The 12,532-nt window shown below is 44.9% G+C and carries 11 protein-coding genes; all 11 read right to left on the bottom strand.

The annotated features are described in order from the left end of the window. Positions 1–7: 7 nt before the first annotated feature. Positions 8–1,234 (bottom strand): efflux RND transporter periplasmic adaptor subunit, encoded by a 1,227-nt coding sequence (locus tag LX73_RS06460; protein ID WP_148898670.1) that lies wholly within the window; start codon positions 1,232–1,234, stop codon positions 8–10. Positions 1,235–1,253: 19 nt separating this feature from the next. Beyond that, the gene (locus LX73_RS06455) at positions 1,254–2,489 is read right to left on the bottom strand and encodes a TolC family protein (protein WP_148898669.1); all 1,236 of its coding nucleotides are present in this window, start codon (positions 2,487–2,489) and stop codon (positions 1,254–1,256) included. An 87-nt stretch (positions 2,490–2,576) separates the two neighbouring features. Continuing rightward, positions 2,577–3,923, bottom strand: a complete 1,347-nt coding sequence (locus LX73_RS06450) for a HAMP domain-containing sensor histidine kinase (protein WP_148898668.1) — start codon at positions 3,921–3,923, stop codon at positions 2,577–2,579. Next, the gene (locus LX73_RS06445; RefSeq protein WP_148898667.1) at positions 3,880–4,569 is read right to left on the bottom strand and encodes a response regulator transcription factor; all 690 of its coding nucleotides are present in this window, start codon (positions 4,567–4,569) and stop codon (positions 3,880–3,882) included. Before LX73_RS06445 ends, LX73_RS06450 begins: the two co-directional genes overlap by 44 nt. A 724-nt stretch (positions 4,570–5,293) precedes the next feature. Then, positions 5,294–5,506, bottom strand: coding sequence for a GDCCVxC domain-containing (seleno)protein (locus LX73_RS13170; protein WP_148898666.1), 213 nt, complete (start codon positions 5,504–5,506; stop codon positions 5,294–5,296). Then, a complete protein-coding gene (locus LX73_RS06435) occupies positions 5,503–5,964 on the bottom strand; it encodes a MerR family transcriptional regulator (RefSeq protein ID WP_170245605.1) in 462 nt (153 codons plus the stop codon). The genes LX73_RS13170 and LX73_RS06435 overlap by 4 nt, the downstream gene beginning before the upstream one ends. 302 nt (positions 5,965–6,266) lie before the next feature. After that, complete coding sequence (locus LX73_RS06430; RefSeq protein ID WP_148898664.1) at positions 6,267–6,842, bottom strand: helix-turn-helix domain-containing protein; 576 nt, start codon at positions 6,840–6,842, stop codon at positions 6,267–6,269. 100 nt (positions 6,843–6,942) lie between these two features. Further along, positions 6,943–7,263, bottom strand: coding sequence for a c-type cytochrome (locus LX73_RS06425; RefSeq protein ID WP_211359376.1), 321 nt, complete (start codon positions 7,261–7,263; stop codon positions 6,943–6,945). A 236-nt stretch (positions 7,264–7,499) separates the two neighbouring features. Continuing rightward, on the bottom strand, positions 7,500–7,859 hold the full coding sequence (locus tag LX73_RS06420; RefSeq protein ID WP_148898663.1) for a P-II family nitrogen regulator: 360 nt from the start codon (positions 7,857–7,859) through the stop codon (positions 7,500–7,502). A 44-nt stretch (positions 7,860–7,903) separates the two neighbouring features. After that, a complete protein-coding gene (locus LX73_RS06415; protein WP_148898662.1) occupies positions 7,904–11,047 on the bottom strand; it encodes an efflux RND transporter permease subunit in 3,144 nt (1,047 codons plus the stop codon). 57 nt (positions 11,048–11,104) lie between these two features. Next, complete coding sequence (locus LX73_RS06410) at positions 11,105–12,529, bottom strand: efflux RND transporter periplasmic adaptor subunit (RefSeq protein WP_246138182.1); 1,425 nt, start codon at positions 12,527–12,529, stop codon at positions 11,105–11,107. Positions 12,530–12,532 lie beyond the last annotated feature (3 nt).

The following is a 12,532-nucleotide window of genomic DNA, read 5'->3' as shown; positions in this document are numbered from 1 at the left end:
CTATAAGTTAATCAGCAAATTGTTCGAAACGTTCTAGCGCCTTTAAGCTAAATACCTGCGTGACAGCAATCTTTTCTCCGGGTTTGAGGCCGGCTCCTATAACTGCACGATCCTCGGTCATTCGTTCAATCTGTACTACTCGTTTGACATATTCTCTAGGGGCCTGCTGAACAAAGACTGCTGCTTCCTGCTCCTCGAACTGGATGGCCGAGAGTGGGATGGTAAAAGTAGAATCCAACGGCTGGGCAGCGTATTTCATCCGCACGCTTTGTCCCACAATGGGCCAGCCTTCTTCGGTAGGTACAATACTGTTCAGGACGATTGACCGGTTCTCTTCGTCAAGGGCCGGATTGACTGAAGTAACCTGTCCTTCAATGCGTTTCCCTTGCGGAGTACCGTCCTCGGTTTTTTCCGTAATCACTACCGAAGTGCCTTCCCGTACAAAGGGAGCATCAGCCGGTGATACAAAGCCCCGCACCAATACTTCGGTGTTGTCGATAATATCCAGCAGCTTATCGTAAGCATTGACGGCCTCCCCAAGATCAATTAAGTGTTGGTTCAGCACGCCTGAAATTGGGGCACGAAGAGTCAGCTCGGCTTTGGGGTCAGTAGCAAAGGGATCCCAGTTTTGAACTTCCTCCCGGGAAATACCTACAGCACGCAGACGGGCCAACGAAGCACTCTGTTTAGTCTTAGCACGCCGGAGATCGGCTTGTGCACGCTCGAGTGTACGCTGCGGACTTATTTTATCTTCCGTAAGTACTTTCAGTCGTTCTACTTGCTGTTGTTGATAAGTAATTTCAGCGGTGGCTTCGAGGTAGTCCCCAACCAGATTTGCAAATTCGAGACTTTCGATCTCCAGCAGCGGATCGCCTTTTTGGACGCGTTCTCCTTCGTGCACGTAAATATTTGATACCCGACCGTTGATGGGGGAACTTACTACTGATATACGTCCCGGGGCCGCATAAACCTGGCCGGGTGCGTTGATATCAAAACTAATATTTTCACTCTCGACCGTGTAGAGCTGAATGTTCAGATCTTTGGCCTGTTGCTCAGTCAGTTGAACCAGCTGTTCGGTTTGTTTGTCCGACAGAGAAGGGGGTGTTCCGGGGTCCGGTTGGGTAGTCTTCTCGGCGGTCTCAGAACCACAGTTGCTCAAAAACAAAAGCAGTCCGATGACCAAGCCCAAGAGAGTGTATGATGAGTACCGATGTCGGGTTAAGTGAACGTTCATAATAAATTCGACTATGGGTTTATTTGAATATGATATCCTTTTGTATATACTTTTCTAGCTCAATGACACGCAGATAATAATCTCTAAGGGTCTCGTAATAAGCTTGTTGGGTCCGCAGATAAGTGCGTTGGGCCTCCAAAAGCGTCAACAGATTCAGCTCTCCCATCCGGTATCCTTTCTGGGTCATATCAACCAGCTCTTTAGATTTTGCTTGGATGGATTCCCGATAACGCTTGATGTTAGCCCGCGTTGTTTCATAGCCGTGCCAAGCTTGCTCGGCTTGTTTTTTTAGGGAGAGCTGTTCTTCCTGATATTGCCATTCTACGGCACTGTATCTTGCTTTGGATTGTTGAACTTGATTCGATTGGTTAATCCCAAACCACAGTGGAATGCTAACACCTATTTCAAAACCATTGAAATCAAATCCGTTGCCAAAATCCTGTCGATAGTATTTTAGATTGATATCCGGCAAATACCCACTTTGGGCTACCTTTGTTTGATAAGATGCTGCCAACTGATCTTTGCTGATCTGCTGAAGCTGGGGATGCTGTTGCAACTGCCGCAATACTTCATTCTGATTGATATCAACAGCTACATAGTGTAGTGTATCAGGAAAACCTATTTCATAAGTTTGTTCTTCATCCAGCCCAATGGTTTCAAAAAGATTATATCGGGCATCCATGATATCCTGATGAGCCTTTTCCATATTGTTTTGCGCCTCCGTGAGCTGAAGGTTGGCCTGCATAGCATCAATTTTCGATGATTCTCCCAGATCGGCCCGGGCCTTTGCTGCATCTCGCAGACTTTTAAACAGGTCTACCCGCTCACGTGCCAAATGGCTCGATTCAATGGCATATGCAAGCTTGGTATATGCTGATTTTACGTCGGCTTTAAGCTGCAACTTCAGTGCTTGCAGTTCCAGTTCCATGGAGCGTGTGTTGGCTTTTTGGCTCTTCGAACGGTAGTAGCCGGTGAGTGGAAAATCCAGTGATTGCGACACAACCCACCGCTGCTCGGCAAACGTACCTTGGCCAATTCCTTCTTTGGCATAGGTTACTTCTGGATCTTGGATACCTAAACTCAGGGACTGCTGCTGCCGTTGGGCTTCAATCCGGTTTTTGAGCTGATTTATACGGGGATTATGCTGATATGCAATTTCAAGGGCCTTGCCAACACTCAAACTATTGAGATTAGTCGTATCTGATTGTGTGGGCTGAAATGAGACCAAGATTGCTAAAACTATGGAAAAAGCCATTTCGAATAATTTTGACCGTTAGTATGCGATAGCACATAATTTGTCTACGGTCAAAATGTACAAATCAAATCTGTAGAGAATATGGATTCAGAATTGGAGGGTGATTTTAGCGCCGGAACCGTTTTTGTTTTCGGCCCGATAGCCGAAACCGTGAAGCTTACAAATGCTTTTTACCAGTGACAATCCCAGACCGTTTCCGTTGTTCTTACCCAACTTATTAAGGTGATCTTGTTCCTTTTTAAAGCGGTCAAAAAGAGATTTTTTGAGCTCGTCCGGTATGCCAGGTCCTTGGTCACTAACAACTAACTCTTCCTGCTCCGATCCAGCATTTGTCTGGATGTGAATTGTTGATCTCTCCGGTGAAAATTTTACCGCGTTCTGTACAATGTTGTAGATAGCCGAGTGAATTAGTTCTTTGTTACCCTGTATGGTGATGTCGTTTTCAAAGTCTTTCTCAACAGTAATACTCTTTAACTTTATAAAGTCATCGAGTTCCTCCAGCACTTCATTGCTTACTGCATTGATATCAATCTGTTCGTCAAGCTCATACTGCTTATTTTCTACGCGACTGATTAGTAGCAAAGCATTGCTGAGCCGGCTCAGTCGTACGGTGGTCTGTTGGATTTCACTGGCTGCCCGTAATGTCTGTTGACTGCAATTATCAGCATTGGACAAAATCTTCTCGGCCTTTTGACGGATAATCGATAGGGGCGTCAGCAATTCGTGTGAGGCATTCTGAATAAACTTTTTCTGGTCCTCAAACGACGATCGTACTTGGTTTAACATCGTATTTAAGGCATCGTTTAAGACTTTAACCTCATATGTTGTAGAGTCGGGAAACTTTTCCTCAAAGTCTGTAGGATCGGAAATGGTTTCGAGGGTATCTACGGTGTCATAAAAGGGGGTCAAAATGCGATCGAATACCATTTGGTTAAGTAGGTAGAGCAATAATATCCAAATTAACAAGCCGGCTAACACGCTAACCAAAATCGTCATACTGATGTTTTGCCAGGCTGCCACCTCCTCATAAATTTTTACAGTATAATAACGATCGTTAACCGATATAGTGGTAGCTAGCCTCCGATAGGCCTCCGAGCTTACCTCATCGGGATTCCGCGTCGTATCCAAGGTGGTGAAATTGTTCGCATTGAGTTTTACTTCCCCTTCATAGGGATAAATATCAATCCACTCATAAGAGCCGAGTCCACCCAATTCTTGGACTTGCCCCACGCTTGCAGGATCACCCTGTACCTGGTTCATAAGGTCAATCTTGTGTTGGATCAGATGATTGTCGAGCTCATCATACACCGTGTCGTTCACCAGGTAATACATGCCAATACTGGTAATCAAGAAAATTATCACGGAGAGTACTAGATTGCTAAGGAGTATTTTATTGTTGAGCTTCATGGATATCCAATTTATATCCCACGCCATAAACCGTTTCAATCAGTTCTGGGGCTCCGGCTTTTGAAAGTTTTTTCCTAAGGTTTTTCATATGCGAATTAATGAAATCCAGCGAAAAACGATCATCTACTTTACTACCCCAGATATGTTCGGCTAGTGCAATACGTGTGATTGTTTTATTCTTATTCAAAAGCAGATAGCGCAGAATTTTATATTCCGTCTCGGTAAGGTCAAGCGTCTGGCCGTCATAACGGACTTCCATGTGATTAAGATTAAGCAGTAGCTTACCGGCTTCTATTTCATTTTCATTTATTTTAAAACGTCGTCGTAGTACAGCGTGGATACGAGCACGCAATTCAGCCATTGCAAATGGTTTAGCCAAGTAGTCATCGCTGCCCAACTCTAAGCCTTTGACTTTATCCTCTACCTCACCGCGGGCAGTTAGGATTACTACCACCGTTTCCTCATAGTACTTCTTGATCATCTTTAGCAGCTCTAATCCATTGCCGTCGGGCAGGCCCAGATCAAGGAGTACTAAATCATATTCATCACCGGCTACCAAATCGCCCCCTTCCTGAAGCGTTTCGGCACAGTCTACGCTAAACTGCTCCTCCAGCAGCTGTTCTTCTAACTCTTCATTTAATAAAGGTTCGTCTTCTACAATAAGGGCACGCATAATTTATAAGCTTATTGTATCATATTTTTGATTCAAGTTAATAAACAAATATGTAGAAAGTATGGATTGACAAATTAATAGCGTTGAATTTATAACACCAATTTAAGAAAACTGATTAAAATACAGCAATACGGGCATGGGGTTTCCACTAACGAGTGGTCTTGTAGCCGACGGTAATAGAAAGGGCGATAGAATTGCCACATTGGTTATATTACTCTTTATATGATCTTATTAGGAGTAATACTGTTTTCAGGTTAAGAGGAGGGAATTTAAATACAAATGTGCCCGCCCAAAATGACGAGCACATTGTTTGAAAGTACGCCCGAGAGGATTCGAACCCCTAACCTTCTGATCCGAAGCCAAACTGATATATGCCTTTATGATTCATACAGGTTGATTTTGATAGGTCACGTAACATCATATGTAACAACTAATATGAAAACTGGGAATGATATTCATTTCTATTCAATAGCTGTACATGATAAAGGCTCAATTATCGAATCCTTCTCCTCCAAGTATTTGAAGAAATATTTTCTATCCTAATAAAACAGGCCCTAGCCGTTCAAAGCTAGGGCCCTAACTATTCATCAAGAGAGACGCTACTTGAGAGTAGCGCAGACGAAATTCGGAAAAATTACGAAGAATTAAAACCTATAAATTAGTCTTAATTTTGATCATACATAGATTCAAAATCCTTTGCGTATTATTGCATTAGATCAATAAATTAGCAGCAGGATTTTTCTTTTTGAACCGGAGGACATGGGATATCACCATAGGAGCAAAATACACAACAATCACCTTTCTGAGGTTTTAGAATTTTGTTGCAATTTGGGCATTCCCAAAAATATTGGCAGGAATCTGTTGGCATATCTTCTTCCGCCTGATTCCCGCATTCAGGACACGTAATTGTGGATTGAAGTTTTACTTGTTCATTCATTTTCTAAGTTGCTTTCCAGTTTCGTTCTTTCCTTCTAAAGCTTCGAGAATAGGGCAATCTCCGACAGGTCCTTCTTCAGAACACGAATCAATAAGATCAGTCAATGTTTTTTGGATGCGTCTGAGATCTTCGATCTTCTCCCTTACATCCCGGTATTTTTCCTGGGCTTCGCTCTTGATCTCCGGGCAGGTAGTATTCGCATTCATCCGCAGCTCCAACAGCTCTTTAATTTCACTGAGGGTAAAGCCCAGCTGTTGGGCTCGTTTTATAAACCGGATCTGATCAATATGGCGCTGGGTAAAAATGCGATAACCCGAGCGGCGCCGATCAGGCTTAGGGATCAGGTCTCGTTTCTCATAGTATCGCACGGTTTCTTTATTAACATCAGCCCGTTTAGCTACGTCACCAATTTTGTAGGTGGTGATTCCGTTATATTTTTCATCCATGTTTTCAATCATACACATCACCTGCTGAACACAAATGTTGGAATTAGGTAAGCATCCGAGGCATTCCCCGGATGCTTATTAATCTCATTGTTTCTTTACCATGGTTTTGCCGCAGCAACAAGTCGGGTTTTGCGTCCCCGAGCAGTCGCTGGGGGCACCTTTGGTTACGGTGACTTCACAACCACAACTATCGTCTGGACATTGGTAAACTTCTCCTTTTTTGAGTGGCATAACAATTCCTCCTATACATTAAAGAATACAATTCATCTGTAATATAAGCCCTGTACCATGGTCGAGAGTCAAATAAAAATATTTTACGGTAGCTTATTGAGTGGCGATCTATAATTATTCTCTGATTGGATATATTCTGATATTGATAAATGAAGGTTTTGTTTAAATGTTAATTCCAAATCATCCTCCGTGGCGTAGCCCAACTCCCGAGCTATTTCATCAGGAGCTTTTTCATTATACGAAAGCAATTCTTTCGCTCGCTCAAATCTTAGTTTATCCCAGTAGTCTTTAATAGATATTTGATAGACGGAATAAAATTGAGTGTCCAGGTACTGATAGTTCTGGTGGGTAGCTAATTCAAGATAGTTTTGCACCTGTGATAACGTTACCTGGCATGATTGGTAATAAATGTCATAGATCAGCAAAATTTTTATCCTTTCAACTAACTTGGTTTTCCGGGTAGATAAAAGGTCAAACCCAATCGTTCTCAATTTATTAGCAACTTCCGATATAGCAGGGAGAGACCTTGAGCTGACTACTGCCTGCCCCAATTCAACAGCAAGAACGTTGCAGCCCATATCAGTTAATAGATTTTTAACTGCGAGCTTGCAGCGGGGGCACACCATGTTCTTTATGTACAAAACGTTGCTGTTTTCCATCAGTGTCAATTAGGCTGAGGTTTATACATCAAGTAACAACATGGTAGCTTAAACGAAGCTGAAACTATTCCAAGGTGTTAAGCGTCAATAATTTGGAATACTACTGATCAGCATTCATTTGTACCCATCGGTTATAGGTTTGTTCATCCCAAAAACTTTGAAAATAGGCAATGGCCGCAATGACTTCCTCATCACTTAAGGTATCACCAAAGGCAGGCATAGTACCTCCCAGCTTTACACCGCCTTCATTGATTTGTCGAACCAGTACGCTCAGGGGATGATGCCAGGCATGGGCCGAGCCATCCAGTGGGGGCGCCGGAAAAGACCCGTCGGGATTTCGCTGCTTCCAGTCTTCAACAATGCCCTGGGCTCGACTACCATGACAACTGGCGCAATTGGTTGTAAATACCTGCTTGCCCAACTGGAATTGCTTTTGAGTAAACCAACGCCCTTTGGTAACTGGTTCCCTTTGGTCAGGTGGTTCACTAGAACAACTAATAGCTATAAAAACACCCAACGTAAAAATAATTAGTAGACTCGTTCTCAATTTACTGCAACAATTTAAAAGTGCTAATGACTGGCATAAATCCGGCTATTCCTATTACAAGTAGTAATAAAATACAAAGGTCATTTGGACTTATTGGTTTATTTACCTGGTCAATTGGACGTTCTTTCACTTTGCAAGAAACTACCTCCGGTTTTACCGCTTCGTATATGAATCGTTTTGGATACCGGTGTCACATAGATGATGCCATCGCCGGGTTGGCCACTGCGAGCATGGTTTTGGATGATCTCTAACACTTCTTCTGTGTCATTTTGAGTGCAGACCACAACCAATTTTACAATATCAGAGAATCGTTCGGCTATGCTGATAGACAGTTGTGCTTTTTCGGGATCCGACATGCGACCCAGTCCCATGACATCAATGATGGTCATACAGCAGAACCCTTCGGCTTCTAGTCCGTCAATGACCTCTTCTGCTTTTCGTTTGCGAATAAATGCTTTGATTTCATTCATAATGGTCACCTTTTTGTTAGACCTGTCAGGTTTTGTTCATGACGTTAATTGGTTATCTGTTGGTCATCGTTTGTTGTTTGTGCCAGCTGTTTTACTTCCCGGCTCTTCCATAGGTAGTAGATAACCGGTAATACTACCAGGCTTAGTATCGTCGCTGATATCATTCCTCCAACCATCGGGGCAGCAATTCGTTTCATAACGGTTGCACCAGTTCCCATACCCCACATAATAGGCAGCAGGCCGCCGGTAATGGCACAGACAGTCATGAATATCGGGCGGATTCGCTGAGCCGATCCTTCAAATATTGCCTGCTTGAGGTCTTCAAGGTTGTTCATATTGTCATTATATTTTCGATTGTTATACGCATTATCCAGATATGTGAGCATGATGACTCCGATTTCGGCAGCCACCCCGGCAAGGGCAATAGCACCGACGCCGACAGCTACACTCAGGTTATATCCCAGGATATACAACAGCCAAAAAGAGCCTACCAACGAGAAGGGCAGGGTCAATAGCACGATTAGACTCTCCTGGAGATTTTTAAAGTTAAAATACAGCAGCAGGAAGATGATCAGCAGAGTTATTGGGACTACAACCTGCAGGCGCTTCTTGGCCCGTTCCATGTATTCGTACTGCCCGCTCCAGGTGAGGCTGTAGCCGGATGGCAGGTTCAGCCCTTCGTCTACCGTCTGTCGGGCCTGATTTACATAGCTTCCAATATCGGAGGTGGTAAGATCAACATATACCCAGCTGGAATAGCGGGCATTCTCAGTCTTGATCACCGGGGCGTCTTTGCGGATCTGCAGGTCGGCGACGTATTCAATTGGAATTTGAGCGCCGGAAGGCGTAGGGATCAATACCCGTCCGAGATCTGTAAGGTTTTCACGGTTCTCTCGGGCATATCGCACGTTCACCGGATAGCGTTCCAGCCCTTCCACGGTCTCTGTTACGTTCATGCCGCCAATAGCTGATTGAATTACATCCTGCACATCCCCGGTTGTCAGGCCGTATCGGGCTGCTTCTTTCCTGTCGATGCTGAAGTCCAGGTAGTTGCCGCCCGTGGTCTTGTCAGCGAAGACACTGAGGGTGCCAGGCACATCGCGCACCACCGATGCAATATCCTGACTGAGATCGGAAAGCGTTTGAAGATCAGGGCCGGTTACTTTTATTCCAATCGGGGTCTTAATACCTGTAGAAAGCATATCAATTCGAGTTTTAATCGGCATGGTCCAGGCATTGGTAAGTCCCGGAATGTTGATGGCCTCATCCATTTCCTGTTTTAGCTTATCCAAAGTCATTCCTTCCCGCCACTGGTCTTCGGGCTTGAGCTGGATAATGGTTTCAAACATCGATAACGGAGCCGGGTCCGTAGAGGTCTGTGCCCGTCCGGATTTACCAAATACCGATTCAACCTCCGGGAAGCTGGCGATAATTTTGTCGGTCTGTTGCAGCAGCTCCTTAGCCTTGGTGATACTGATGCCCGGGTCGGTGGTGGGCATATATAGCAGGTCGCCTTCTTCAATAGGAGGCATAAATTCTGAACCGAGTCGTTGCAGGGGCACAATGGAAATGACAAGTATCGCAATAGAGGCAATGATGGTGGTCCATTTAAAACGCATTGCCAAATTGATAACCGGTCGGTAGACCCAGATTAAAAACCGGTTAACGGGATTTTTATGTTCGGGTTGAATTTTTCCGCGTATTAGATATCCCATTAATACAGGTACCAGCGTGACCGAGAGCAAGGCTGCTGCAGCCATGGCATACGTTTTGGTAAAGGCCAGTGGTTTAAAGAGGCGTCCTTCCTGCCCTTCTAGGGCAAAGATCGGTAGAAATGAGACCGTGATAATCAGCAGGGAAAAGAACAGGGCCGGTCCCACCTCTTTGGATGCATCTATAATAATCCGCCAGTGTCCCTTCTTCCCCTTATCTTTTTCCAGGTGTTTATGGGCATTCTCCACCATTACAATAGCTGCATCCACCATCGCTCCTATAGCAATGGCAATACCGCTCAACGACATGATATTGGCGTTGATACCTTGAAAATACATCACAAGAAAGGCTGCCAAAATACCGATAGGCAAGCTGATTATAGCCACCAGCGAACTCCTGAAGTGTAACAGGAATATCATGACAATGATCGCGACCACGATGCTTTCCTCTATCAGTTTTTCCTCCAAAAATGAAATAGCTCGGTTGATCAGACTGGATCGGTCGTAGGCCGTCTTAATAGTTACTCCTTCCGGCAGGCCGCTTTTGAGTTCTTTCAGTTTGGATTTTACATTGTTGATGGTCTGAAGGGCATTTTCACCATAGCGCATCACTACTATGCCTCCGACGGTTTCTCCCTCACCATTCCAGTCAGCTACGCCGCGGCGCAGGTCAGGACCTAATTGAACATTGGCCACATTGCGAATGGTCACGGGGGTGCCGTTACCATCGGTGCCGATAGGGATATTTTCTACGTCTGCGACGGTTTGAATATATCCCTTGCCTCGGACCATAAACTCAGTTTCGCCCATTTCCACCAAGCGGCCACCTACATCATTGTTACTGCGTTTGATAGCCATTTTCACTTTCGACAATGGGATACCATAAGCCAGCAGTTTATCTGGATCCACTTCAACCTGGTACTGTTTGACGTGACCTCCCACACTGGCAACTTCAGCTACCCCGTCCACACTGAGTAGTTCATATTTCAGGAACCAATCCTGGATAGAGCGCAGTTGCTGGAGATCATACTGATCACCACCATCTAATACATACTCGTACACCCAACCAACACCGGTGGCATCCGGTCCGAGGGTAGGAGTCACGCCGTCCGGCAAGTTACTACCTGCGGTATTGAGGTATTCCAGTACCCGGCTTCGGGCCCAGTACATATCGGTATCATCCTCAAAAATGATATAGATAAATGAAAGCCCGAAAAAGGAGTAGCCGCGCACTGTTTTTGTATTGGGTACTGACATCATCGTGGTAGTCAGCGGGTAGGTGACCTGGTCTTCCACAACCTGCGGGGCCTGACCGGGATATTTAGTAAAGACAATGACCTGCACATCACTGAGATCCGGAATGGCATCCACGGGGGTTTGATACATTACATATGTACCGCCCGCCAGCAACAGGATACTTGCAATGATCACCATGAAGCGGTTATTAACGGATAGTTCAATTATTTTCTGTAGCATTTTCTTAAATCTCTAAAATATTTAATAAGGGTTTGCGCTATAACTTAGCTTATGGGATCACATATTCATGTTTGAATGATCGGTAGTGTCAACTGGCATATCTTCATGGTTCATTTCCTCGCCGGACATATCCATATCCTGCATTTCTTTGTCTGGCGAACTCGTCTTTTGCTGTAGCATTTTTTGGATGGCTTCCTGCAAGCGGCTTTCACTATCGAAGAGGAACTGGGCCGAGGTGACGATCTCTTCACCGGGTTTTACGCCTTCTAGTATTTCGATTTCATTATTTCGCGGGCCGCCTTCCATGCCCAGCATTACCTCGCGGGGCTCAAAGGCTCCCTCTCCCTTGGCAACAAATACAATATTGCGTTCCCCGGTTCGGATGATGGCTTCATTCGGTATGACAATGACATTACTTTTGGGATGCGTTTGAATACGTACATTGGCAAACATTCCCGGCTTCAGTTCAAGGTTAGGGTTGGGAAACTCCAGGCGTACTTGAACGGTTCTGGTCTTTTGGTCCAGGCTGGGATATACATAAGCAATGGACCCTCGGTAGGTCTTGCCCGGCTGGTAGGAAAGTTCCATCTGGGCAGATTGTCCTTCCTTAATCCAGGGGACTTCGTAGTCATACACGCTGGCTTGTACCCAGACGGTGGAAAGATCAGCAATCTTATAGGCGGGGGTACCCGCTTTAATAAATTCACCTTCGACGGCATTTTTGTGGACTACTACGCCGCTTGCCGGTGATTTCAGTGTTACCGCTTTCTTAATTTCACCAGTTTGCTCTAGTTGTTCAATCTCCGAGGCAGGGATATCCCAGTAATCCAGTCGCTTTCGAGTAGCATTGAGCAAGCTATTCCCTCCATCGCGAATGGATTCAAAACTACTGGTGCTCACTTTATCTTGTGTTTTAAGAGCCAGCAGGTATTCACGCTGCGTAGTAACCAGCTCCGGAGAATAGATGTTGAACAGTGGTTGTCCGCGCTCAACCATTTTCCCCGTATAATCTACATGGAGTTTCTCCACCCAGCCGGAAATTTTGGGATTTACGTTGAAGAGCTTTTGCTCATCATATTCTACCTTTCCGACAGCACTTACGACGGTGGAAAGATCTTTTTGCTGAACTTTTGCTGTGCGGACATTCATATTTTGAACGACGACAGGATTAATTTTTACCATTCCTTCCGAGCTGTTCGCTTCGTCGGCATAGACCGGTACCAGGTCCATTCCCATCTTGGATTGGCCGGGCTCGTCATAGATCTCGCTGGGATTCATTGGAGCCTGCCAATACAGGATTTCACGATCTTCCTGATTTTTGGTGTCGGATTTCGATGTATCCTGCATCTCCTGATGCTGCATCTCTTCGACAGGTTGAGTATTTGATGCTGAAGCGTTTGTAGTTTGGGTCCCAAGCCAGTAGCCGCCTAATGTAAATATGGCAATTACCCCGAGGGAAAGAAGTATAGATTTGGTATTCATGGT

Source organism: Fodinibius salinus, from assembly GCF_008124865.1.
Lineage (GTDB): Bacteria > Bacteroidota > Rhodothermia > Balneolales > Balneolaceae > Fodinibius > Fodinibius salinus.
The sequence above is the reverse complement of the archived record's forward strand: the minus strand, read 5'-3'. Positions and strand labels throughout refer to the sequence as shown.

Coding starts and splice junctions, on each gene's coding strand:
- LX73_RS06415 (WP_148898662.1), bottom strand. CDS start 11,047: ATGCTACAGAAAATAATTGAACTATCCGTTAATAACCGCTTCATGGTG.
- LX73_RS06445 (WP_148898667.1), bottom strand. CDS start 4,569: ATGCGTGCCCTTATTGTAGAAGACGAACCTTTATTAAATGAAGAGTTA.
- LX73_RS06450 (WP_148898668.1), bottom strand. CDS start 3,923: ATGGCGTGGGATATAAATTGGATATCCATGAAGCTCAACAATAAAATA.
- LX73_RS13170 (WP_148898666.1), bottom strand. CDS start 5,506: ATGAATGAACAAGTAAAACTTCAATCCACAATTACGTGTCCTGAATGC.
- LX73_RS06420 (WP_148898663.1), bottom strand. CDS start 7,859: ATGAATGAAATCAAAGCATTTATTCGCAAACGAAAAGCAGAAGAGGTC.
- LX73_RS06435 (WP_170245605.1), bottom strand. CDS start 5,964: ATGATTGAAAACATGGATGAAAAATATAACGGAATCACCACCTACAAA.
- LX73_RS06430 (WP_148898664.1), bottom strand. CDS start 6,842: ATGGAAAACAGCAACGTTTTGTACATAAAGAACATGGTGTGCCCCCGC.
- LX73_RS06460 (WP_148898670.1), bottom strand. CDS start 1,234: ATGAACGTTCACTTAACCCGACATCGGTACTCATCATACACTCTCTTG.
- LX73_RS06410 (WP_246138182.1), bottom strand. CDS start 12,529: ATGAATACCAAATCTATACTTCTTTCCCTCGGGGTAATTGCCATATTT.
- LX73_RS06455 (WP_148898669.1), bottom strand. CDS start 2,489: ATGGCTTTTTCCATAGTTTTAGCAATCTTGGTCTCATTTCAGCCCACA.